The organism is Pseudomonas rhizoryzae (genome assembly GCF_005250615.1).
GTDB lineage: Bacteria > Pseudomonadota > Gammaproteobacteria > Pseudomonadales > Pseudomonadaceae > Chryseomonas > Chryseomonas rhizoryzae.
This window is the reverse complement of sequence record NZ_SULM01000011.1, coordinates 85,470-108,389: the sequence shown is the minus strand read 5'-3', so window position 1 is coordinate 108,389 and position 22,920 is coordinate 85,470. Positions and strand designations below refer to the sequence as shown.

The window sequence follows — 22,920 nt, the reverse complement described above, 5'->3', positions numbered from 1 at the left end:
ATAGGCCGGCCACAGGGTCGGTCGACAGCCATTCGCAAGAAGAGGAGCAAGGCATGGGCATGCAGGTCGGGGTCATCGGACTCGGCAACATGGGTGGCAACATGGCGATCACCCTGGCGCGCAAGGGCGTGCCGGTCATCGGGCTGGATCCCTCCAGCGCCGCCTGCGAGCGGGTCGCCGCCCAGGGCGTGGCCATCGCCGGCGATCTGGCCGCGCTGACCGCCGTCAGCGAGGTGATAGTGCTGTCGTTGCCCAAGGCCGAGCATGTCGAGGCCGTGTGCCTGGGCGAGGCGGGGCTGGTCGGTCGCGTGCGACCGGGCACCGTGGTGGTCGATACCACCACCTCCACGCCCGAGACCAGCCGCCGGGTGGCGGCGGCCTTCGCCGAGGTCGGCGCCGACTTCCTCGATGCCCCGGTATCCGGCGGTCCGGCCGGTGCCGCGGCCGGCACCATGACCATGGTCATCGGCGGTAGCGAAGCGGCCCTGGCCAAGGCGCTGCCGGCCCTGGAAGCCATGAGCGCGACCCGCGTGCACATTGGCGCCGTGGGCGCCGGCAACATCGCCAAGATCGCCAACAACCTGCTCGCCGCGGCGCACCTGATTACCACCGCCGAGGCGGTGACCATGGCCGCCCGTGCCGGGGTCGCCCCGGAAAAGCTGATCGAAGGCATCAACGCCGGCTCCGGGCGCAGCGCCGCCAGCCAGGGCATGTTCCCCACCTGGGTGCTGAACAAGGCCTACGACTCCGGCTTCACCATGGGCCTGATGCGCAAGGACGTGGGCCTGGCCCGTGACCTCATCGCTGAACTCGGCCTCGACCTGCCGCTGGCCGCGGCTACCGCCCAGGCCTGGGCGGCCAGTGCCGAGACCCTGGCCGATGGCGAGGATTTCTGCGCCATCGCGCGACGCACCAGCGAAGACCTGTTCGGTAAGGGGGAATGATCATGATGAATGCCAAGGCTCTGGAATTGCTCAAGCCCTTCTGGGGCGACCGCCAGCAGGTCGCAAGCTTTGTGGACGGCGAATTCGTCGATGGCAGCGGCGAGCAGGTCAACGTCCGCAACGCCCATGACGACAGCCTCGCCTACAGCTACCCCGATGCCGACCTGGCCGTGGTCGAGCGCGCCGATGCCGCTGCCCGCCGGGCGCGCGAAGAGTGGCGCGCCCTGACCGCCCAGGCGCGCGGACGCATCATCTATAAGGTCGGCGCCCTGATCCGCGAGGAAGCCGAGGCCCTGGCGCAGTTGGAATCCCTGACCGCCAACAAGCCGATCCGTGACGCCCGCGTCGAGGTGCTCAAGGTCGCCGAGATGTTCGAGTACTACGCCGGCTGGGCCGACAAGCTGCACGGCGAAGTCATCCCGGTACCCACCAGTCACCTCAACTACGTGACCTACGAACCCCTGGGCACGGTGCTGCAGATCACCCCCTGGAACGCACCCATCTTCACCGGTGGCTGGCAGATCGCCCCGGCCATCACCGCCGGCAACGCGGTGATTCTCAAGCCGTCCGAGCTGACCCCGGTGACCTCGCTGCTGCTCGGCGTGCTGGTGGAACGTGCCGGCGCGCCCAAGGGCCTGGTCAACGTCCTCGCCGGCCAGGGCCATACCGTCGGCCAGCAGGTGATCGCCCATGCCGACATCCGCAAGGTGGTCTTCGTCGGCTCGCCGGCCACCGGCCGCCACATCGCCGCCGCTGCGGCCCAGCGCTGCATCCCGGCGGTGCTGGAGCTGGGTGGCAAGTCGGCCAACATCGTCTTCGAGGACGCCGACCTGGACCTGGCCGTACGCGGCGCCCAGGCGGCGATCTTCTCCGGCGCCGGCCAGAGCTGCGTCTCCGGTTCGCGCCTGCTGGTGCAGGAATCCATCTACGAGCGTTTCATCCAGGCCGTGGCCCGCGCCGCCAGCCAGTTCAAGGTGGGTGACCCGAGCGATCCCGAAACCCAGATCGGCCCGATCCACAACGCCAAGCAGTTCGCCCATGTGCGCAACATGGTGGAAGGCGCCCTGGGTGAGGGCGCGCGGCATGTGGCCAATGGTGTGGAGCCGCTGCCGGCCGGGACCGGCTACTACGTCAATCCCACCGTGCTGGCCGGCCACAACGGCCTGAGCTGTGCCCAGGAAGAGATCTTCGGACCGGTGGTGGTGGCCATTCCCTTCAAGGACGAGGCCGACGCCATCCGCATCGCCAACGACAGCCGCTTCGGCCTGGCCGGGGCGGTCTGGACCCGCGACGTCGGCCGTGCCCACCGGGTGGCCCGCGGCGTGCGCGCCGGCACCTTCTGGATCAACGGCTACAAGACCATCCACGTCAGCTCGCCCTTCGGCGGCTACGGCGAGAGCGGCTATGGCCGTTCCTCCGGCCTCGATGCCCTGCGCGAATACAGCGAGGTGAAGAGCGTCTGGGTGGAGACCGCCGCGGTGCCCGCCGCCGGCTTCGGCTATGGCGCCAGCCTGGAGTAACAGATGACCATTCACCAATCCCTGTTGGACGATGCCCGCACCTGGCGGCGCGACTTCCACGCCCATCCCGAACTGGGCTTCGCCGAGCACCGCACCGCGGCGCGAGTGGCCGAGCTGCTGGAGGGCTTCGGCCTGGAGGTCCATTGCGGCCTCGGCGGGACGGGTGTGGTCGGGGTACTGCGCCACGGCGAGGGCCCCAGCCTGGGGCTGCGCGCCGACATGGACGCCCTGCCGATGCAGGAGGTGGGGGACCTGCCCCACCGTTCCACCGCGGCCGGGCGCATGCATGCCTGCGGGCATGACGGCCACACCGCCATCCTGCTGGCCACGGCCCGTCACCTCAGCGAAAACCGCGACTTCCGCGGCACCCTCTATTTCGTCTTCCAGCCCGCCGAGGAAAATCTCGGCGGCGCCCAGAAGATGATCGAGGACGGCCTGTTCGAGCGCTTCCCGATGGACGCCATCTACGGCCTGCACAACTGGCCGGGGCTGCCGGCCGGCCAGGTGGTGGTCAATCCCGGGGCCATGATGGCCTCGCTGGACACCTTCGCCATCACCCTGACCGGCAAGGGCTGCCACGCGGCCATGCCCGACCGGGGTCGCGATCCCATCGTCGCCGCGGCGGACCTGATCCTGCAATTGCAGACCATCGTCGCCCGGCGCCTCTCGCCGCTGGCGTCCGCGGTGGTCAGCGTGACCATGATGGAAGCCGGGGAGGCGATCAACGTCATCCCCGAGGTGGCGCGACTCCGGGGCACGGTGCGTTGCCTGGACGGCGCGGTGCGCGCCGAGGTGGAACGGCTGATCGGCGAGATCGTCGCCCAGGCCCCCGCGGCCCAGGGCATTCGCGGCGAGCTGGAATACAGCCGCGGCTATCCGGTCACCCAGAACCATCCCGCCCAGGCTGCCCGAGTGCGCGAGGCGGCGGTGAAGGCCTTTGGTGCCGAACGGGTCAGCGATGGCGTACCGCCGTCCATGGCTTCCGAGGACTTCGCCTTCATGTTGGCGGCGCGTCCGGGGGCCTACCTCTGGCTGGGCGTCGACGGCGCGCAACCCTCGGCACCGCTGCACAATCCGGCCTATGACTTCAACGACGCCATCATCGAGCCCGCGGTAAAGCTGTGGGCGGAGTTGGTTCGGCAGGAGCTGCCCCTCTAGGGGACCGCTTCAGAGGCTTAGCGGAAAGCGGTCATCTGCTGCACCAGACTCGCCCGCAATTCGTCCGCCGCACGGCTGAGCTTGCGCCCCAGGCGGGTGACCAGCTCGACGTGGGCGCGGGCGAAGCCCGGATCGGCCAGGGGCAGGGCGCGCAAGGCGCCGCTGTCCAGTTCCTGGGTCGCGGCGAACAGCGGCAAGAGGGTCACGCCGCCCTGCTGGGCATAGTGCTTGAGCAGGGTGAAGGTGTTGCAGGTCAGGGTCGGCACCAGGCGCTGGCCGGCGGCCTGTTCCACGGCATCGACCATCTGGCGGATGCCGTAGGAGATCTCCGGTAGCGCCAGGCGGTGCCGGCCCAACTCCTCCAGCGCGATGGGGCCCGCGGTCGCGGCCAGCGGATGCTCCGGCGCCACCAGGGCATAGAGCGGCTGCGGCCGGCTGCCGTGCACCCGCAGATGAGGATCGCGTGGCGGATTGAACACCAGGCCCAGGTGCGCCTCATCCTCCACCACCTGACGGATCACCTCGTTGGTGCCCACCACGTTGACCCTGACCTCGATGTCCGGATGCCGGGCGGAAAATTCGCCCAGGCTGCGCGACAGATCGCCGATGAAACCTTCACCGATGGCCAGCACCACGTTGCCGGTACGCAACCCCTGGAGGTCGGCGATGGCGTCTCTCAGGCCGTCGAGCTGGGTCTGGCGCTGGCGGAAATAGTCCAGCACCAGGCGACCGGCTTCGGTCGGAGTGATGCCGCGGCGGTGCCGCTCGATGAGATCGACGCCCAGTTCCGCCTCGACCTGGGCGATCTGCCGGCTGACTGCCGAAGGTGCGATGTCCAGGGCGTCGGCAGCGGCGCGCACGCTACCCAGGCGCACCGCCTCGACGAAATAATGCAAGCGCTGTTCGTGAATTCCACGCATCCGTGTGTTCTCGTAAAGGCAACGGAAAAGGCCATTTCCAGTATTGGAGAGAGAACAGGGCGCTGTCCATACTCGGCCCAAGACCACGGCCGCCCCGGCCTGGCCGAGGCCTGCGACGCAGTGGCCTAAAAAGACGGAAAACTCCGTGGAAGACGCTGTGCTTCCAGGTGCTCCCGTCTCTGGCAAGCCCCTGTGCACCCTCGACCAGCCCTCCTAGAACAGCCGGGTCTCCGCTCCCTCGCGGAGCTTTCGTTTCTGCCCAGCGAGCCTAAGAGTGGGTAACAAAACGTAGCGAGCGGTTGTCAGGCGGGTGCGCGCGGTGCGCAGGAATCGGACTGGGCTCGCACACGAGTGTACGAGCGGTACATGAGGATTCCGAGCACTGCAAGCGCCCGTCTGGCGGACGCGCAGTAGTTTTGTTGGCCGCTCTGAGCTGCTCGCGACTGCCAACCATACCTACAACCGAGCCCGCCAGCGGGCCGCAGGGGGAAGAATGAGTGCCAATCCGACTCTGGCCGTCGGCCAGGACCGTGCTGTCAGCGATACCGTGAAACTCTATGTCTGGGCGGCGGTGGTGCTGGTGATCGCCGAGCTGATCGGTGCCATCAGCATTCCGCTGGGGCCGGGCAAGGTGGTCCTGTTGCCGATGATCTGGGCGCTGCTGCTGGGCGCCGCCGTCGGTCTGGCCAGCAAGCGCCTGCCCCAGGGCGTGGCCATCGGGCGCGGCGCCCAGGTGCGCTCGGCGGCCATCCTGCAATATGCCTTGCTGATCTTCATCGCCAAGCTCGGGCTGGTGGTGGGCGGCTCGCTGCCCACGGTGATCGCCGCGGGCTGGGCGCTGGCTTTCCAGGAACTGGGTCATTTCGTCGGCACCATCCTGCTCGGCCTGCCGGTGGCGCTGCTGCTGGGCATCAAGCGCGAGGCCATCGGCGCCACCTTCTCGGTGGGCCGCGAGCCGAGCCTGGCGATCATCGGCGAACGCTATGGCATGGATTCCCCGGAAGGCCGTGGCGTACTGGCCGAGTACCTCACCGGGACCCTGATCGGCGCGGTGTTCATGGCCATCGTGGCCGGCTTCATCGCCAGCCTCAACATCTTCCATCCCTATTCCCTGGCCATGGGCTCCGGTATCGGCTCGGGCAGCATCATGGCCGCCGCGGCCGGTGCGGTGGCCGCCCAGCAGACCCCCGAGGTGGCCAAGCAGGTCATGGCGCTGGCCGCTGCGGCCAACCTGATCACCACCACCCTGGGCACCTATTTCACCCTGTTCATCTCCCTGCCGCTGGCGGTCTGGGGCTATCGGGTGCTGGAGCCGCGCATCGGCCGCACCACCAAGGCCTCCTTCACCCAGAGCGCGGTGGATCAGACGGTGGTGGACGAGCCGGTGGAACTGGGTTGGTCGGGGCGCCTGAGTGCCTGGCTGGCCGCCGCGGCCCTGGCCCTGCTCGGTACCTTCGTCGCCACCAAGGCGCTGCCGGCGGCTGCCTTTACTGCCGCGGCGCTGCTGATCGGTGCGGCCTTCGTCGGCGAACTGCTCTGCCAGCTGTTCCGCCGCAAGGTGCCGGCGGTGTGCTGGGTGTCGCTGGTGGCCATGTTCCTCACCTCGCCCTGGTGCCCCTGGGCGCCGCAGATCACCGCTGCCGCCAATACCATCGGCGTGCTGGCGGTGATCACCCCGATGCTGGCCTTCGCCGGCCTGTCCATCGCCAAGGACATTCCCGCCTTCCGTCGCCTCGGCTGGCGCATCGTGGTGGTGTCCCTGACCGCCAGCTTCGGTACCTTCATCGGCGCGGTGTTTATCGCCGAGCTGTTCCACTAAGAGTGCCTGCTTGGCCCCGGTCGCCGTACCGGGGCCAGGCGTCCATACTGCAGCCTCCTGTCCCTGGAGGTTTCCATGCAGCTCGATGCCGCTTCGCTCGCAGCCCATATCGATCACACCTTGCTCGCCGCCGACGCCAGTCGCACGCGTATCGCCCAGCTGTGCGCGGAGGCCATGACCCACGGCTTCTATTCGGTGTGCGTGAATTCAGCTCAGGTCCCCCACGCGGCGGCGCAACTGGCCGGTAGCCCGGTCAAGGTCTGCGCGGTGGTGGGCTTTCCACTGGGCGCCGGCTTGAGCGCGGCGAAGGCCTTCGAGGCCGAGCGCGCCATCGCCGCCGGGGCGGGGGAGATCGACATGGTGCTCAATATCGGCTGGCTCAAGGATGGGCTGCTGGACGAGGTGTCCGCCGACATCGCCGCGGTGTTGGCCGCCTGCGGTACGGTGCCGCTCAAGGTGATCCTGGAGACCGGTTTGCTCGACGAGACCCAGAAGCGCCAGGCCTGCCGCATCTGCCGTGACCTCGGGGTAGCCTTCGTCAAGACGTCCACCGGCTTCGGCCACGGCGGCGCGACCCTGGACGACGTGCGGCTGATACGCGCAGAGGTGGGGCCGGAGATGGGGGTGAAGGCCTCCGGCGGCGTGCGTGATCGCGCCACTGCCCTGGCCATGCTGGCAGCCGGCGCGACTCGGTTGGGGACCAGTTCGGGGGTGGCCATCGTCAGTGGGGGCGAGGGTGGGGCAGGGTATTAGGGCAGGGCGGACGTAGGTTGGGTTGAGCGCAGCGAAGCCCAACGGTGCCGCGGTGTTGGGCTTCGGCGGTAAGGCCGCCTCAGCCCAACCTACCGGGGTTAGCCCGGCCCCTGCCGGTACAGCTTGGAATCGCTGAAATCCCCTGGCGCCAGCACCTCGCCGACCAGGATCAGCGCGGTGCGGCGGAAGTCCTTGTCGCGGGCCCGTTCGACGATGTCGGCCAGGGTGCCCTGGACGCTGTCCTGGTCCGGCCAACTGGCGCGGTGGACGATGGCCACCGGGCAGGCGGGGCCATAGTGCGGTAGCAGCTCGGCGACGATGCGCTCCAACTGGCCTACGCCCAGGTGGATGGCCAGGGTCGCCTTGTGCCGTGCCAGATCGGCCAGGGCCTCGCCCTCCGGCATGGCGGTGCGGCTGGCATAGCGGGTCAGGATCACCGTCTGGCTGACACCGGGCAGGGTCAGCTCGCAGCCCAGCAGGGCGGCGCAGGCGGCGGTGGCGGTCACGCCGGGGACGATCTGGTAGGGAATGCCCAGCGCCTGCAGGCGGCGGATCTGCTCGCCGATGGCGCCGTACAGCGAGGGATCGCCGGAATGTACCCGGGCCACATCCTGGCCGCGGGCATGGGCGGCGGCCAGGTGGCCGACGATGGCATCCAGATCCAGGTGGGCGGTGTCGATCACCGTCTCGGCGCTATGGCCTTCCAGCACCGCAGGCGGCACCAGGGAGCCGGCATAGAGGATCACCGGGCATTGGCGGATCAGCCGCTGGCCCTTGACGGTGATGAGGTCGGGATCGCCGGGGCCGGCGCCGATGAAATGGACGGTCATGGAGTTTCCTCGGCGAGGGCGGCGAGCAGCTCGGCGACGCTGGCGAATTCGCGGTCGACGGCGGGCAGGGCGGGGCGCCGCAGAATCAGCACCGGCAGGCCGCGCTCGCGGGCCACTTGCAACTTAGGCTGGGTGGCGGCGCTGCCGCTGTTCTTGCTGATCAGCACATCGAAGTTGCCCTGGGCGAACAGGGTGCGCTCGGCCTTCAGGGCGAAGGGGCCGCGGTCGGCGATGATGCGTGCCCTGTCCGTATCGGGGTGGGCATCGAGCAGGCGTAGGGTCCAGAACTGCTGGGCCGGGATCTCTGCCAGGTGTTCCAGGGGTTCGCGACCGAGGGTGAAGAGGGGGCGGGCGAAGGGCGCCAGCGCAGTTTGGAGTTCGCTCCAGTTGGCCACTTCGCGCCAGTCATCTTCCGGGCCCGCTTGCCAACCGGGGCGGCGCAGGGCCCAGCAGGGGATGTCAGCATTGGTCGCCGCCTGGGCGGCGTTGTGACTGATCTGCGCCGCATAGGGGTGGGTGGCGTCCAGCAGCAGCTCGATGCCTTCCGCCCGGAGAAAGGCGGCCAGGCCTGCGGCGCCACCGTAGCCGCCGACCCGTACCTGGCAGGGCAGGTCCTGGGGCACCCGGCCGAGGCCGGCGAGGCTGTAGCAGGCATCCGCCGGGAGCTGGCGAGCGATGGCCAGGGCTTCGGTGGTGCCGCCGAGTAGGAGGATTTTCATGGGATCGCTCCGACGCTGCCGTGGGCGTGCACCCTCACCCCCGGCCCCTCTCCCGGGGGGAGAGGGGGGGAGGGGCGGTGCCTGGGATCCAGCTGTGGCACGGAATTGCTGACGTTCTTTTCGGTTAGCGCGGAAGGTTCAAGGTCGGCAAGCGTCAGGTTGAATGCCAGACCTCCAACCTCTCTCCGAACTGCCCCCTCTCCCCGCGGGGAGAGGGTTGGGGTGAGGGGGAAAAGGCCACGCCCGCAACCCCCGTCGACGAGAGAAGAGCGCCAAAGCGGACGAAGGCGTGACCCGCGCAACTTACCTCCAATGCCCCACAGGACCACCCCCTCGCCCCTACGGGGAGAGGGCTGGGGAGAGGGGGCGGAACCCAAGCCAACCCTCACGGCTTCACCACCTCCAGCAAGGTGATAGGCAGCGCCGCACGCCAGGTGTCGAAGGCGCCGAGCGGTTGCGCCTGGGCCACCTGCAGGCGGGTCAGGTCGCCGCCGTGGCGTTCGCGAAAGGCCACCAGGACGGCTTCGGTCTGCAGGGTCACGGCATTGGCGACCAGGCGGCCGCCGGGCTTCAGGGCGTCCCAGCAGGCGTCCAGCACGCCGGGTGCGGTGAGGCCGCCGCCGATGAAGATGGCATCCGGCGTGGCCAGGCCGGCCAGGGCCTCCGGCGCCTGGCCAGCCACTAGTTGCAGCGCCGGCGCGCCGAGCTGGTCGCGGTTGTGCAGGATATGCGCCTGGCGTCCGGCGTCCGCTTCGATGGCCAGCACCCGGCAACTGGGATGGCTGCGCGCCCATTCGATGCCGATGGAGCCGCAGCCGGCGCCCACGTCCCACAGCAGTTCGCCGGGGCGCGGCGCCAGGCGGGCCAGGGTCATGGCGCGCACGTCTCTCTTGGTCAACTGGCCATCGTGGCGATAGGCACTGTCTGGCAGACCGGCGGTGAGTGGCAGACCTGCCGCACCGCTCTCGCTCAGGACCTCGATGGCGACCAGATTGAGCGCCGCCGCCTCGGCCAGCGACCAGTCCTGGGCACGACCGGCGATCTTTCTTTCCAGCGGGCCGCCCAGGTGCTCCAGCACCTGCAACTGGCTGGCGCCGAAGCCTTGCTCCACCAGCAGCTCAGCCAGGGCGGCGGGACTGCGGCCGTCGTTGCTCAAGACCAGCAGCCGGGCGCCAGGATGCAGGTGGCGCACCACGCCGGCCAGGGGCCGGGCCACCACCGACAGCAACGCCACTTCTTGCAGCGGCCAGCCCAGGCGCGCGGCGGCCAGGGAGTAGGAGGAGGGCGCCGGCAATACCTGCAATTCGTCGGCCGACAACTGGCGCGCAAGGCTCGCACCGACGCCGAACAGCATGGGATCGCCGCTAGCCAGTACACAGACCGGGGTGCCGCGCCGGTCCAATACCGGGGCCAGGGCGAAGGGCTGCGGCCAGGGCTCGCGAGTGGCGCGAATGCAGGGTGGCAGCAGCGCCAGCTGGCGCGGGCCACCGATGACGACCCCTGCCTCCAGCAGGGCGCGACGCGCCTGCTTGCCGAGGCCGGGGTAGCCGTCTTCGCCGATACCCACCACGGTCAGCCAGGGAATCATGAACAAACCTCATCGAACGTCGGCCGACCGGGCGTTTTCAAGGGGTCGGGCAAAGCGGGCATAATAACGTCTTTCCCCGTCCAGCCCGACCTTCGCCGTGAATCCTCCACTTCCCTCCGCCATCGTCCCGCGGCCCTCGGCCTGTCCGGGTCTGCTGCGCATCGTGCCCGCGCGCGATGGCGGTCTGTGCCGGGTGAAGTTGCCGGGCGGGCGGCTCATGGCAGACCAGGCGCGGGCCATTGCTGCCGCCAGTGAGCGCTGGGCGACCGGTGTGCTGGAGCTGACCAATAGAGCCAACCTGCAACTGCGCGGCGTGCGTCCGGACGGCGCCGAGGCCCTGGTGGCTGCCTTGCAGGACGCTGGTCTGGGCCCAGCCGATCCCGCCGCCGACGACGTGCGTAATTTGCTGCTCAGCCCGTCTGCCGGCCGCGATCCGCAGCAGTTGCAGGACGTCCGCCCCCTGGCCGCCGAACTGCTGGCTCTGCTGGAAGGCGATCGCCGCCTGCATGGGCTGTCGGCCAAGTTCGCCCTGCAACTGGACGGCGGCGAAGCCCTGGCGCGGCTCGACCATCCCCATGATGTCTGGCTGTCGGCTCGCGCCGAAGGCTTCGTGCTCGGCCTGGCCGGTACCCCCGCGGATGCGCCCCTGGGCCTGATCCCCGCAGGACGCGAGGTCGCCACGGTGGCGACCCTGCTGCATCGCTTTCTCGACCTGGCCGGTCCCGAGCAGAGCCGCATGCGACAGCTGCTGGCGCAACGGCCGGTCGCGGAGCTGCTGGCCGGTCTGGATCTGCGGCCGGCTCCGAGCCAGCCACGCGCGCCAGCGGAAATCGCAGGCCGCCTCGGTAGCCATCCTCAGCGCCAACCCGGCCTCTGCTGGGTCGGCGCCCAACCTGCCCTGGGCCGCCTGCCGGCCACGACTCTGGCGGCAGTCGCCGACCTGGCCGAACGCCTGGGCCATGGCGAACTGCACCTGACGCCCTGGCAGGGCCTGTTGTTGCCGGATGTATCTGTCGATCAGGCGCCCGAGTTGCTAGCGGCCTTGGCGGCCCTGGACCTGACCACCGACCCCGCCGCGCCCCTGGCCCGGTTGATCGCCTGCACCGGCAGCGTGGGCTGCGCCAAGGGCCAGGCCGATACCAAGGGCGATGCCCTGTGCCTGGCCGAGCGGCTACCGGCCGGCGTGGCGGTGCATCTCTCCGGCTGCCCGCGCAGTTGCGCCCTGGCCGGCCAGGCACCCCATACGCTGCTGGCCGTGGCCCCCGGCCGCTATGACCTCTTCGTGCGCGACACCACCCAGCCCGGTCCGGGCCGGCGGCGCGCCACCCGACTATCCCTCGACGAGGCCGCCGCCTGGCTGGCCCGGAGCCCTAGTGATGCTTGAGTACGAACGCGACGGCCAGGCGATCTATCGCCAATCCTTCGCCACCATCCGCGCCGAGGCCGATCTCTCGGCCATTCCCGCCGATCTGGAAAAGCTCGCCGTCCGGGTGATCCACGCCTGCGGCATGGTCGACGTGGTCCAGGACCTTGCCTTTTCCCCGGGTGCCGGGGCGGCCGGGCGCGCGGCCCTGGCGGCCGGCGCGCCCATCCTCTGCGACGCGCGCATGGTCGCCGAGGGCGTCACCCGTACCCGCTTGCCAGCGAATAACCAGGTGATCTGCACCCTGCACGACGAGGGTATCCGCGAGCTGGCGCTGGAACGGGGCAATACCCGCTCGGCGGTGGCCCTGGAGCGCTGGCGGCCGCATCTGGCCGGCAGCGTGGTGGTGATCGGCAATGCCCCCACGGCCTTGTTCTACCTGCTGGAAATGCTCGACGCCGGCGCCCCCAAGCCGGCGCTGATCCTCGGCATGCCGGTAGGCTTCGTCGGGGCGATGGAGTCCAAGGACGCCCTGGCCGCCGACAGCCGCGGCGTGCCCTATGTCATCGTCCGCGGCCGCCGCGGTGGCAGCGCCATGGCCGCCGCCGCGGTCAATGCCCTGGCCACGGAGGTGGAATGATGGCCGGCCGCCTGCTCGGCCTGGGCGTCGGCCCCGGCGATCCGGAACTCATCACCCTCAAGGCCCTGCGCCTGCTGCGGGGCGCGCCGGTGGTGGCCTATTTCGTCGCCAAGGCCAAGGCCAACGTCGGCCAGGGCGGCAATGCCTATGGCGTCATCGAAGGCTATCTGCTGGACGGCCAGCAGCGCCTGCCGCTGGTCTATCCGGTGACCACCGAGAAGCTGGCGCCGCCACTGTCCTACGAGACGGTGATCGCCGACTTCTACGACACCGCCGCCGCCCAGGTGGCCGACCATCTGGACGCCGGCCGCGACGTGGCGGTGATCTGCGAGGGCGATCCCTTCTTCTACGGCTCCTACATGTACCTGCACGACCGCCTCGCCGAGCGCTACGAGGCCCAGGTAGTGCCGGGGGTCTGCTCCATGCTCGGCGGCGTGGCCATGCTCGGCCTGCCGCTGGTCTATCGCAACCAGACGCTCACGGTACTCTCCGGGGTGCTCTCCGCCGAGGAACTCAAGGCGCGCCTGGCCAGCGCCGACGCCGCCGTGGTGATGAAGCTCGGCCGCAATTTCGACAAGGTGCGTCAGGTCTTGCGCGAGCTGGGCCTGGACGAGCGCGCCCGCTACATCGAGCGCGCCACCATGAGCAACCAGCGCATCGTGCCGCTGGACGAGGTGGAGCCCATGGCCTCGCCGTATTTCTCGCTGGTGGTGGTGCCGGGGGTGAAATGGAAGGGTTGAGCCCGGCCGTCGTCATCCTCGGTCCCGGCGCCCTGGCCACCGCCCGCCGCCTGCAGGCTGGCCTGCCGGGTAGCCAGGTGCACGGCCTCGCCGGGCGGGTCGAAGGCGATGTGGGCTATAGCGCCTTCGGCGACCATCTGCGTGATCTCTATCGCCAGCAGCGACCGCTGGTGGTGCTCTGCGCCGCCGGCATCGTCATCCGCACCTTGGCGCCGCTGCTGGACGACAAGACCGCCGAACCTCCGGTGCTGGCCGTGGCCGAGGACGGCAGCGCCGTGGTGCCGCTGCTGGGCGGCCTGGCGGGCGCCAATCGCCTGGCCCGTCAGCTCGGTACGCTGCTGGATGTGGCTCCTGCCATTACCACCAGCGGCGAACTGAGATTCGGCACCTGCCTGCTCGATCCCCCGGCCGGCTATGCCCTGGCCGACGTCGACGTGGCCAAGCACCGGGTGGCCGATCTGCTGGCCGGCGCCCCGGTACGCATCGAAGGCGAGGCGCCCTGGCTGGACGAGGTGCCCCTGGCCCGCGATCCCGCCGCGCGCCAGCGCATCCTGGTCTCGCCGCTGGCCAGTGCCGACGACCACACCCTGTTGATCCATCCCCGCGCGGTGCTGGTGGCGGTGCGCGCCGATGCCACCGCCACTGCCGTCAGCGAATTGCTCGCCAGCACCGGCTATGCGCCAGGTGCCATGGCGGTACTCCTGGCGCGGGCGGAAGACATGGCCGTGCCCGCCCTCGCCGCGCTGAGCCAGGCGCTGGACGTGCCGCTGAGATTCGTCGCTGCCGGTACCCCGGATTTCGCCCGGGCGACCGTGGACCGCGCCCAGGAGCGCGGCATCGCCCTGCATCTGCACGAGACGCCGCTGGACGCCGATGGAATCGGTCAGCGCCGCGGTCGCCTCAGCGTGGTGGGCCTTGGCCCCGGTACGGCCGAACTCTTGGCGCCGGTGGTGCGCCGCGCCCTGGACCAGGCCCAGGATGTGCTCGGCTATGCCACCTACGTGAAGATGGCCGGCCCCCTGCGCCCCGACCAACTGGCCCATGCCAGCGACAATCGCGAAGAGCTGCAGCGCGCCCGTCATGCCTTCGAACTGGCCGCCAGCGGTCGCCAGGTGGTGATGGTGTCGTCCGGCGATCCGGGTGTCTTCGCCATGGCCGCGGCGGTGCTGGAGGTACTGGAAAGCGCCGATGATCCGCGTTGGGCGGCGGTGGAGCTGGAAATCCTGCCGGGCATCACCGCGGCCATGGCCAGCGCCGCCCTGGCGGGTGCGCCCCTGGGCCACGACTTCTGCCTGATCTCCCTGTCCGACAACCTCAAGCCCTGGGCGGTGATCGAGCAGCGCCTGCGCCAGGCCGCCGCGGCGGACCTGGCCATGGCCTTCTACAACCCCATCTCCAAGGCCCGTCCGCACCAGCTGGAACGGGCGCTGGACGTCCTGCGCAGTTGCCGCCCGGCGACCACCCCGGTGATCCTTGGCCGCGACGTCGGCCGTCCGGGTGGCGGTCTCGAATACACCAGCCTCGGCGCCCTGCGCAGCGACATGGTGGATTCGCGCACCCTGGTGATCCTCGGCTCCAGCCATACCCGGCGTTTCCCCCGGGCCGACGGCGGCGAATGGGTCTACACGCCGCGCTGGTACGATCCAGATTTGTTATAAAGTAACATTTAGTGCTTGAATCCCCGTCGCCGCTGGTTCACTGTCGGCGACCCCTTAGATCCCTTGGCGGGAAGCCGGTGAGAATCCGGCGCGGTCGCGCCACTGTGAGTCTCCCCCGGGAGATGAGCCAGACCTTGCCAGGGGATGCCTATCAGCTACCAGGGACGCGTCATCCCAAGGAGAGTCCATGCTTCGCCGTCTTTCGCCGCTGCTCGCCGCTGCAGCACTGTCCGTTTCATCTTTCACCGCGCAGGCCGCCACCCACTATCCGCTGACCGTGCACAACTGCGGTCGCGACCTGGTGTTCGAGCGCGCGCCTCAGCGCCTGGTCAGTATCGGCCAAGCCAGTACCGAACTGCTCTTGCGCCTGGGAGTGGGCCCGCGCCTGCAGGGCACCGCGATCTGGTTCGGCGACTTGCCGGCGGATCTGCAAGCGGCGGGCAAGGGCATCCCGCGCCTGGCCGACAACGCGCCCAGTTTCGAGGCCGTGGTCGGCACCCGGCCGGACCTGGTGGCGGCGCAGTACACCTATCACGTCGGCCCCGGCGGCGAGGTGGGCGATTTTCCGCGCTTCGCCGACCTGGGCATCGCCGCCTACGTGGCGCCCAGCGATTGCGAAGGCAAGGCGGTGACCGCCGACTCCAATCGCGACGGCAGCCGCAGCACGCCCTTCGACATGCAACTGGTGACCCGTGAGGTGCACGAGCTGGCGGCCATCCTCGATGTGCAACCAGCCGGCGACCGCCTGGCGGCTGACTTGGACCGGCGCATCGCCGCCGCTGGCGAGAAAGCCAAGGCTGCCGGTGCGCAGGGTCGTTCGGTGTTGTTCTGGTTCTCCAGTACCCGTCTGGAAGGCGATCCCTGGGTCGCCGGCAACCTCGGCGCCCCGGCCTGGATCGCCCGCGCCCTGGGCCTGCGCAACGTGGTGGACAGCCCCGAAGAGTGGCCGGCGGTGAGTTGGGAGCGTATCGCCACCCTTGACCCGGACTATATCGTGGTGGCGCGCATGGACCGCCGTCGCTATGCCGCCGACGACGTGGACAAGAAGCTGGCCTTCCTGCGCAGCGACCCCCTGACCCGTGAGTTGCGCGCGGTGCGGGAGAATCATGTGCTGGTGGTGGACGCCGCGACCCTCAACCCGTCGCTGCGGGTGGTGGATGGCGTCGAGACCCTGGCCCGCGACCTGGGCCAACCCAAGCCATGAGCCTGCCCCTGGCGACCGAAGGCGCCCGGGCCTGGCGCTGGCTGCTGGGCCTGGTCGCCTTGCTGGCGCTGGCGGCCTGCGTGGTCCTGGCGGCGTCCTTCGGCGAGATGCCCATCGCCCCCCTGACCAGCCTGCAGGCCATCGCCAACGGCTTGGGCCTGGGGCCCTATCCAGTGGAGCGGATCGTCCAGGGCATCGTCTGGGACTATCGCTTCAGTCGCGCCCTGGTGGCGGCCTGCTGCGGCGCCGGCCTGGCGGTCTCCGGTGCCATTCTCCAGGCGCTGTTGCGCAATGCCCTGGCCGAGCCCTATGTGCTGGGTCTGTCGGCCGGGGCTTCCACTGGTGCCGTGCTGGTGATGCTGTTGGGCGTCGGCGGCGGAGCGCTAGGCGTGTCCTTGGGTGCTTTTTTCGGCGCCATGCTGGCCTTCACCGTGGTGCTGCCCTTTCTCGCTGGCGGCGGCAGTACCCGCATCATCCTCGCCGGGGTCGCCGCTTCCCAACTGTTCAATGCCCTGACCGCCTATATCGTCGCCACCGCGGCCAACGCCGAGCAGGCGCGCAGCGTCATGTTCTGGCTGCTCGGCAGTCTGTCCGGGGTGCGCTGGCCGGATGTCTGGCTGGCTGGCGCCGTGGTCTTGGGTGGCCTGCTGGTGTGCCTCGCCTGCGCCCGGGCGCTGGACGCCTTCGCCTTCGGCGAGGACGCCGCCGCCAGCCTCGGGGTGGCGGTGGGGCCGTTGCGCCTCTTGCTGCTGGCGGTCACCGGCCTGATCACCGCCTGCCTGGTCAGCCTGGTGGGCGCGGTGGGCTTCGTCGGCCTGGTGATCCCCCATGTGGCGCGTTTTCTAGTCGGGCCGGGGCATGGCCGCCTGCTGCCCACCTGCGCCCTGATCGGCGCCCTGTTCATGGTGCTGGCCGATATCGTCGCCCGCACCCTGGTGGCCAAGCAGACCCTGCCCATCGGTGTGGTCACCGCGCTGGTGGGAGCGCCGGCCTTCGCCTTCATCCTCTATCGCGCGCGGGAGGTCCGATGAGTCTGGCCGCTCGCGACGTGGCCTGGAGCGCCGGTGGCCAGCCGATCCTCCAGGGGGTGACCCTGCAGGTGCCGCCCGGTGGCGTGCTCGGCCTGCTCGGCCCCAATGGCTCGGGCAAGTCCAGCCTGCTGCGGCTCTTGGCCGGACTACGGCGACCGGAGGAGGGTGGGGTCAGCCTCGACGAGACTCCACTGCATCAGCTGCGCCGCCGTGACCTGGCGCGTCGGGTGGCCCTGGTGGAGCAGCAGGCCGGCACCGAGGCCGATCTCTCGGTGGCCGAGGTGGTACGCCTGGGCCGGACGCCCCACCGCGGCCTGCTCGACGCCTGGAGCGCCCGCGACGCCGAGGTCTGCCAGCGCGCCCTGGCCCAGGTGGGACTGGTCGACAAGGCTGGGCGCCGCTGGCATAGCCTCTCCGGCGGCGAACGCCAGCGCGCCCAGATCGCCCGTGCCCTAGCCCAGGAGCCCAGTGAACTCCTGCTCGACGAACCCACCAACCACCTCGACATCCAGCACCAGCTGGAAATCCTCGACCTGGTCCGCCGCCTGCCGGCCACCTGCGTGCTGGCCATCCACGATCTCAACCTGGCCGCGCTGTTTTGCGACCGCCTGGCGGTGCTCAGGGAGGGGGGCCTGGTGGCGGAGGGCACTCCGGGCGAGGTGCTGACGGCGGAGTTGATCCAGCAGGTGTGGGGGGTGAGGGCCGAGGTGGAGCTGGATGACTGTACCGGCCGACTTGCGATCCGTTACCGGCTCGCTACCGGCTGTAGCCAATAGTACAGCCAGCGCTGGCCTTCGACCTCGCAACGGTTTGCCTCAAACAGGCAGTGGCCTAACCAAGGCTAGCTCCGGCAACTAGGCATCGTACCCAGGAGTCAAGGCGTCCAACTGGACTGGTCACGCGGTAGCTGGCCGTCGGGGTCCAGCACCCGTAGCGACTCGCCCTCGCCAAGCAGATCCGGATAGAGCACGACGTTCGTCCCGCCCGGATGCACCAGGCTGGGAAACAGGATGCCGCAATGCCCCTGCGTCCTGACCAGATCGGCCAGTACCCAGGTAGGGGGCTCGATGTGTTGCTCGAAGCGCAGATGGCGCCAGTCCTCGCGCCAGTCGTGCCACAGTTCGTCCCAGGTCGCATCCCGTTGCAGGAGCCGCAGATCGACGAGAGCGCTCAGCGTGGCGCTGTAGCTGCAAAGGGTCGCAGGGGGGAGAAAGGCCGAGGTTTGCTGGTATTCACGCAGCGCCGTCAGTTCATCGAGCGAAAGATAGAGCGCCGCGATGCCTTCGCGGTTGAAGCGGCCACCGCGCAAGGCGGCTCCAGCACCACTCAGCGGCTGGCTGGCCCAGCGTGGCGTATGGGCGCGAAACAGCGGCGTGGCCGCCGGCAGCTCGACCAGGATCATCCCACGAAGCCCGCGCTGACGGACTCCAGGTAACCGATGGCATCCTCAGTACGGCCATCCTGTACCAGTTGCAACAGCGTCCGATGACGAAAGGCCGCGATGGGCTCGTTCTTCACCAGAAACACGGCGCGTTGCGGGTCGGGTTGAATGACCGTGGCTGCCGAGATGACGCGCATCACGTCACGCAGGGCGGTTTGCAGCTTGGGCGACTCAGGATGGGTGCGCAGGGTATTGCGATGGACGCGCGCCAAGTCGGCTAGATCCTGTTGCTGCAAGCCGAGCAGGTTAGCGACACCGCTCACCGAAAATCGCGAGGTGCCGGGCTCTCGCGTGGTTTCCAGTACGTTGGCGAAGGCTACGGACATGATCGACTCCTAGATTACCTTTGCGCTTTTGCGTCTTCGTGCATTTACGCATTTACACCTTTACGCATCAACATAAGGCGCACTTTTTATGCACATTTTTCGCTGGGTTTCCTGACTGGCAAGGTGAATTTTCCGCTGAGAGAATCCCTACGTTGCGATGATCGCCCCTTCGCTCGATAATCGGCCAAAAGCCTGCTGAGGATAGCGTCGATGGACGATAACCGCACCGCTCATGCCACGGGCCTGCCGCCGCTGGCGGCGCCGCCGATCATCGCCTCGCCGGCCAAGCGCATCGAAGCCTTCGCCGGCGATCCGAATTTCATGACCTCCCTGGCGCGGGGCCTGGCGGTGATCCACGCCTTCCAGGAGCGCAAGCGGCAGCTGACCATCGCCCAGATCAGCCACCGCACCGAGATCCCCCGCGCGGCGGTGCGCCGCTGCCTGCATACCCTGATGAAGCTGGGCTACGTCACCACCGATGGCCGTACCTATTCGCTGCTGCCCAAGGTGCTGACCCTGGGCCATGCGTATCTGTCGTCCACGCCGCTGGCGGTCACCGCTCAGCCGGTACTCGACCGCCTGAGCGAACAGCTGCACGAGGCCTGCTCCATGGCCACCCTGGAAGGCGACGAGATTCTCTACATCGCCCGCTCGGCCACCCCGCAGCGGCTGATCTCGGTGGACCTCAGTGTCGGCAGCCGGCTGCCGGCCTACTGCACCTCCATGGGCCGCATCCTGCTCGCCGCCCTGGACGATGCCGCCTTGCACGACTACCTGGACCACGCCGATCTGCAGGCCAAGACCAGTCGCACCCTCTACCAGCCGCCAGCGCTCATCGAGTGCCTGGGCCAGGTGCGCCAGCAGGGCTATGTAGTGGTCGACCAGGAATTGGAGGTAGGGCTGAGATCCCTGGCGGTGCCGCTCCGTGATGCCGCCGGCCAGGTGCTGGCGGCGCTCAACGTCGGCACCCATGCCAGCCGGGTCAGTCGCCAGGAGCTGGAGACGAAATTCCTGCCGGTGTTGCTGGCGGCCAGCGAAGAACTGAGCACCCGGCTGTTCCACTAGCCGGGTGCTTAGCCGCCTCTCGCCTAGAAGCGCACCGTCAGCCCGGCATTCACCGAGTGGAAGCGGGTGTCCGAGCCGAACTGGCCCTGGTAGGACAGCCCGACGTCGGTCAGGCGGTTCAGCCTGAGCGTCGCGCCGACTTCGGTCACCGCGGTGTCGCGGGCCTGGGGTACGCCCTGCACCTCGAAGCTCGGACCGCCGGCGAAGGATTGGACATCGCGCGGGGTCAGATCGCCATAGGCGCGGCGCCAGCCCAACGAGCCATAGAGTTGGGTCGCATGGTTCGCCACCCGCGTGTTGGCCGTCACCCGAGCGCCCAGGGTCGAGAAGAGGGTGTCCTGCTTGTCGCTGGAGAGGTCCAGGGCGGCGGCCCCGCCTTTCTCGTGCAGGTCATCGGCGTCGAAGCGCACATAGGAAAGACCGGCGAAAGGCTCCAGCACCACCTGACCGAAGGGAATGCGGTAGGCCGCCTCACCGCCGGCTTGCAGCGAGCCGGCATCGCGCTTGCCGGTCAGGCGATCGCTGTAGTTGGCGAAGGCGACATCGCGCTCGCTCTCCAGGCGATGCCAGGTGTAGCCCAGGTCGGCGCTCAGGCGCAGGGCGTCGATCTGGCCGCCGGTATAGAGGCCGAGGTGATAGTTGTCGCTGTGGCCGCTGGCGTCGCGATCGTCCGCATTGAAGTTCGAGCGGCTGTAGCCGGCATAGACGCCGCCGCGCCAATCGTCGGTGAAGCTGCCATCGGCACCGATCAGCACACCGCCGGTGTCCTGCCGCAGTCCGCCGGCGCCGTTCTGGCCGCCCAGGCGGGTCCAGTTACCGAAGGGCTGGACCCAGGCGCCATTTTCCGCGGGGGCGGCGCTGGGCTGGAAGCTGAGCGCCATGGCCGGCATGCGCAGTGAGCCCAGGTCCAGCAGGCTACGCAGGCGATTGCCGAGCACCCCGGACACCACCTGGCTATTGGCGATCAGGGCGGTCGAGGTGCTGGCCTGGTAGTCGCCAGACAATTGGTCGGCGGCGTTGCGGGCGCTGGCGGCATCCAGGATCAACAGGTTGTTGTAGAGGCGCAGGGGCTCGCCGCTCTGGGCCAGCGCGCCGAGGGCGCCTGCGGTGTTCCACTGGTTGGCGGTTTCCATCACGGTCTGGAAGATACCCGGATTGGTCGGAGTGCCGATGCCCGGATTGCCAGGGTTGGAGGGATTACCGGGATTACCCGGATTCGACGGATTGCCGGGATTGGTGGGCGTGGTGTTCTTTTGCGCGATGGTCAGGTTGAGGTCGGTGGCCGTGCGCTGCAGGCTCACGTCGAGGAAGGCCGAGTTGCTCACCGCCTGGGCGTAGGCGGTACCCTGGGCGGCGCCATCGACCAGCCCGCCCTGGGCGCGCAGCAGGGTATAGCTCTGGCCGCTCTGGTAGCTCTGCGCCGGGTCCAGGGCGGTCACCGCGATCTGGGTACCGCGCAGGGTAGCAGTGCCGCTGACGTTGAGACGATCGGCACTGCCGTTGCCGGCGATGTCCGCGGCGTAGCGCGAGCCGGCGGCCATGTCCAGATTGCCCTGGATGCTCAGGGTGCCGATGGCGCCCTCGCCGGGCGAGAGGGTGCCGCCGGAGGCTACCGTGGTGCTGCCCACCTGGCCGTTGCCGGCCAGCACACCCCCGGCCAGCACCTGGGCGCTGTTGGTGTAGGTGTCGAATTGCGTACGACCGACGGTGCCGTTGACCACCAGGGTGCCGTTGCCGACGTTCAGCCGCGAATAGCTCTGGGAAAAGCTGGAAGCGCCGCCCAGGTTGACCTGGTCGACGTCGCCGGCCAGCACCAGGCGACCGCCGCGGACCACGACGGAGCCGGAAAAGCCGGAGAGATCGCCACTCAGGGTGGTGTCCCCGGCGAAGGCGTAGATCCGCCCCTGGCCGCTCACGCTGTTACCGAATTGCAGGCCGCTGTCGGTATGGTTGAAGGCCAGGGTGCCGCGGCCGGCACCGAAGCGGACGGCGGTCTGAGGGTTCAGTTGCCCGGCGGCCTGGGCCGTACCGGCGGTGACGGAATCGTAGTCGCTGCTGCCATCGTCCACCGTCACGCCACCACCGATGCTCAGGGCGCCGCTCGCGGCGGTGTTGACGCCGGTTAGGGTGCCGAGGGTCAGGCCGTTGCCGGCGCTCAGCTGGGCGCCGTTGGCCAGCGTCAGCACGGTGCTGGAGCTGGTGGTGCCGAGGGTCAAGCCCTGGGCCACGGTCAACTGCGTGCCCTGGCCCGAGACTGTCACCTGGGTATTGCGGTCGTTGTGCGCCGAGCCCAGCGCCAGGGTGTTGGTGGTCAGCACCGCGCCGTCACTCAGGCTGAGATCGTTCTTGGTGGTGAAAGCCCCGCTGTTGTCCCAGCGGCTGCCGTTGCCGGAGAGCTGGGTGACCGAATCGATGGCGACCTGCTGGCTGTTGATGCGGCCACCGTTGTTGACGGTGATGCGCGAGTCGTAGAGAAAGGTGCCACCGGCTCTGAGATTGGCCGTGTCCAGTAGCGCGTTCTGCCCGGTCACCACCAGTTCCGCGCGGGAAAACGAGTTGCCGGTACTGCCATTGTCACTCAGCTGTAGCGTGCCCGCCGACACCTGGGCGCCATTGCTGATGGTGAGTTTCCCCCGGCCATTACTGCCGACCAGGATCGAATTCCCCGACCCGGCGTTCCAGCGGGTGCCGCTGCCATCCACCAGGATGTTGCCTTGGCCGACATTGGCGGCGGAGGTGCTGGAAGCGCTGCTGACCTGGCCACCTTGGCTGGTCACGGTCGCGCCGTTGTTGATGGTGAGGCTGGCGGTATCGCCTTGGTTCGCCTTGACCACCACCGCGCCATTGACCGTTTGATCACTGCTCCAGGTCTGCTGACCGGTGCTCAGTACGTAGTCGGCCGCGTGGGCCGTTGGCAGTAGCGCCAGGGAGATGGCGAAGGCGAGCGGGGATTGTTTGAATAGGGGCTTCATAGCGACTCCAGAAACTCCATGGGTGTCAGGGCGGCGGCGACAAATGTCGCCACCTCGACCTTTCCTGACCGGCGGGTAGCCAGCGCGGGAAGTATCTGGAGCGGCTCGGCGAGGGCGAATAGTACGGGTGTACAGCCAGTGCTTTTGTACTAGTGGCCACTGGTCAGCGACTGGGCTGGCGGTGGTCGGTATTGCGGACGGTTATTCAGCAGCGGCGTGGCGTCGATCC

General features: G+C 69.0%; 20 protein-coding genes, 1 other RNA gene and 1 riboswitch. Of the genes, 13 read left to right on the top strand and 8 right to left on the bottom strand.

Going from position 1 to position 22,920, the window contains the following annotated elements; all coding sequences use genetic code 11:
* Positions 1-53 precede the first annotated feature (53 nt).
* Genes FAZ11_RS18490 through FAZ11_RS18480 form a run of 3 tightly spaced genes read left to right on the top strand, consistent with a single transcriptional unit; the run spans position 54 to position 3,622 of the window.
* Positions 54-944: an NAD(P)-dependent oxidoreductase gene (locus FAZ11_RS18490; RefSeq protein ID WP_058778980.1), complete on the top strand. Its 891-nt coding sequence runs from the start codon at positions 54-56 to the stop codon at positions 942-944.
* A gap of 2 nt (positions 945-946) precedes the next feature.
* Positions 947-2,464, top strand: coding sequence for an aldehyde dehydrogenase family protein (locus tag FAZ11_RS18485; RefSeq protein ID WP_099049466.1), 1,518 nt, complete (start codon positions 947-949; stop codon positions 2,462-2,464).
* A gap of 3 nt (positions 2,465-2,467) precedes the next feature.
* The gene (locus tag FAZ11_RS18480) at positions 2,468-3,622 is read left to right on the top strand and encodes a M20 aminoacylase family protein (RefSeq protein WP_058762254.1); all 1,155 of its coding nucleotides are present in this window, start codon (positions 2,468-2,470) and stop codon (positions 3,620-3,622) included.
* Positions 3,623-3,639: 17 nt separating this feature from the next.
* Here the strand turns inward: FAZ11_RS18480 and FAZ11_RS18475 are convergent, their stop codons facing one another.
* Together FAZ11_RS18475 and FAZ11_RS18470 are read right to left on the bottom strand one after the other, a co-directional pair.
* Complete coding sequence (locus tag FAZ11_RS18475; protein WP_058773429.1) at positions 3,640-4,542, bottom strand: LysR family transcriptional regulator; 903 nt, start codon at positions 4,540-4,542, stop codon at positions 3,640-3,642.
* 276 nt (positions 4,543-4,818) lie between these two features.
* A non-coding RNA gene (locus tag FAZ11_RS18470) (sX9 sRNA) lies at positions 4,819-4,910 on the bottom strand.
* A 125-nt stretch (positions 4,911-5,035) separates the two neighbouring features.
* On the opposite strand from FAZ11_RS18470, the gene FAZ11_RS18465 reads away from it, so the two are divergent.
* Both FAZ11_RS18465 and deoC read left to right on the top strand, forming a co-directional pair.
* Positions 5,036-6,361, top strand: a complete 1,326-nt coding sequence (locus tag FAZ11_RS18465) for a DUF3100 domain-containing protein (RefSeq protein ID WP_058773428.1) — start codon at positions 5,036-5,038, stop codon at positions 6,359-6,361.
* A gap of 75 nt (positions 6,362-6,436) precedes the next feature.
* Complete coding sequence (gene deoC, locus FAZ11_RS18460; protein ID WP_137279143.1) at positions 6,437-7,114, top strand: deoxyribose-phosphate aldolase; 678 nt, start codon at positions 6,437-6,439, stop codon at positions 7,112-7,114.
* Between the two features lie 98 nt (positions 7,115-7,212).
* On the opposite strand, the gene cobM is transcribed toward deoC, so the two are convergent.
* The 3 genes from cobM to FAZ11_RS18445 all read right to left on the bottom strand — a co-directional run bounded on the left by cobM (position 7,213) and on the right by FAZ11_RS18445 (position 10,251).
* Positions 7,213-7,944 carry a precorrin-4 C(11)-methyltransferase gene (cobM, locus tag FAZ11_RS18455; protein ID WP_058774520.1) on the bottom strand — a complete coding sequence of 244 codons (732 nt, stop codon included), beginning with the start codon at positions 7,942-7,944 and terminating at the stop codon, positions 7,213-7,215.
* Positions 7,941-8,663: a cobalt-precorrin-6A reductase gene (locus tag FAZ11_RS18450; protein ID WP_058774519.1), complete on the bottom strand. Its 723-nt coding sequence runs from the start codon at positions 8,661-8,663 to the stop codon at positions 7,941-7,943. Before FAZ11_RS18450 ends, cobM begins: the two co-directional genes overlap by 4 nt.
* 385 nt (positions 8,664-9,048) lie before the next feature.
* A complete protein-coding gene (locus FAZ11_RS18445) occupies positions 9,049-10,251 on the bottom strand; it encodes a bifunctional cobalt-precorrin-7 (C(5))-methyltransferase/cobalt-precorrin-6B (C(15))-methyltransferase (RefSeq protein ID WP_058772754.1) in 1,203 nt (400 codons plus the stop codon).
* Between the two features lie 97 nt (positions 10,252-10,348).
* Between FAZ11_RS18445 and cobG the strand changes: the two genes are divergently transcribed.
* The 7 genes from cobG to FAZ11_RS18410 all read left to right on the top strand — a co-directional run bounded on the left by cobG (position 10,349) and on the right by FAZ11_RS18410 (position 17,663).
* Entirely contained in the window at positions 10,349-11,635 is a 1,287-nt protein-coding gene (gene cobG, locus FAZ11_RS18440; protein ID WP_167497021.1) for a precorrin-3B synthase, read from the top strand.
* Positions 11,628-12,254, top strand: coding sequence for a precorrin-8X methylmutase (locus FAZ11_RS18435; protein WP_058772755.1), 627 nt, complete (start codon positions 11,628-11,630; stop codon positions 12,252-12,254). Before cobG ends, FAZ11_RS18435 begins: the two co-directional genes overlap by 8 nt.
* The gene (locus tag FAZ11_RS18430; RefSeq protein ID WP_137279142.1) at positions 12,251-12,994 is read left to right on the top strand and encodes a precorrin-2 C(20)-methyltransferase; all 744 of its coding nucleotides are present in this window, start codon (positions 12,251-12,253) and stop codon (positions 12,992-12,994) included. Before FAZ11_RS18435 ends, FAZ11_RS18430 begins: the two co-directional genes overlap by 4 nt.
* Positions 12,991-14,652: a precorrin-3B C(17)-methyltransferase gene (cobJ, locus tag FAZ11_RS18425; RefSeq protein WP_137279141.1), complete on the top strand. Its 1,662-nt coding sequence runs from the start codon at positions 12,991-12,993 to the stop codon at positions 14,650-14,652. The genes FAZ11_RS18430 and cobJ overlap by 4 nt, the downstream gene beginning before the upstream one ends.
* 58 nt (positions 14,653-14,710) lie before the next feature.
* A riboswitch (adenosylcobalamin (AdoCbl) riboswitch) is annotated at positions 14,711-14,798 on the top strand.
* Positions 14,799-14,839: 41 nt separating this feature from the next.
* A complete protein-coding gene (locus FAZ11_RS18420; protein WP_058766717.1) occupies positions 14,840-15,856 on the top strand; it encodes an ABC transporter substrate-binding protein in 1,017 nt (338 codons plus the stop codon).
* Positions 15,853-16,887 (top strand): FecCD family ABC transporter permease, encoded by a 1,035-nt coding sequence (locus FAZ11_RS18415; RefSeq protein WP_058772757.1) that lies wholly within the window; start codon positions 15,853-15,855, stop codon positions 16,885-16,887. The genes FAZ11_RS18420 and FAZ11_RS18415 overlap by 4 nt, the downstream gene beginning before the upstream one ends.
* Positions 16,884-17,663 carry an ABC transporter ATP-binding protein gene (locus FAZ11_RS18410; protein ID WP_058772758.1) on the top strand — a complete coding sequence of 260 codons (780 nt, stop codon included), beginning with the start codon at positions 16,884-16,886 and terminating at the stop codon, positions 17,661-17,663. The genes FAZ11_RS18415 and FAZ11_RS18410 overlap by 4 nt, the downstream gene beginning before the upstream one ends.
* A gap of 98 nt (positions 17,664-17,761) precedes the next feature.
* Here the strand turns inward: FAZ11_RS18410 and FAZ11_RS18405 are convergent, their stop codons facing one another.
* Both FAZ11_RS18405 and FAZ11_RS18400 read right to left on the bottom strand, forming a co-directional pair.
* The gene (locus FAZ11_RS18405) at positions 17,762-18,289 is read right to left on the bottom strand and encodes an RES family NAD+ phosphorylase (RefSeq protein ID WP_058772759.1); all 528 of its coding nucleotides are present in this window, start codon (positions 18,287-18,289) and stop codon (positions 17,762-17,764) included.
* The gene (locus tag FAZ11_RS18400) at positions 18,286-18,654 is read right to left on the bottom strand and encodes a DNA-binding protein (protein WP_193557135.1); all 369 of its coding nucleotides are present in this window, start codon (positions 18,652-18,654) and stop codon (positions 18,286-18,288) included. The genes FAZ11_RS18405 and FAZ11_RS18400 overlap by 4 nt, the downstream gene beginning before the upstream one ends.
* A 210-nt stretch (positions 18,655-18,864) precedes the next feature.
* On the opposite strand from FAZ11_RS18400, the gene FAZ11_RS18395 reads away from it, so the two are divergent.
* Complete coding sequence (locus tag FAZ11_RS18395; protein ID WP_058766721.1) at positions 18,865-19,719, top strand: IclR family transcriptional regulator domain-containing protein; 855 nt, start codon at positions 18,865-18,867, stop codon at positions 19,717-19,719.
* Between the two features lie 23 nt (positions 19,720-19,742).
* Here the strand turns inward: FAZ11_RS18395 and FAZ11_RS18390 are convergent, their stop codons facing one another.
* The gene (locus FAZ11_RS18390) at positions 19,743-22,691 is read right to left on the bottom strand and encodes an autotransporter outer membrane beta-barrel domain-containing protein (protein ID WP_081319993.1); all 2,949 of its coding nucleotides are present in this window, start codon (positions 22,689-22,691) and stop codon (positions 19,743-19,745) included.
* Positions 22,692-22,920: the final 229 nt, after the last annotated feature.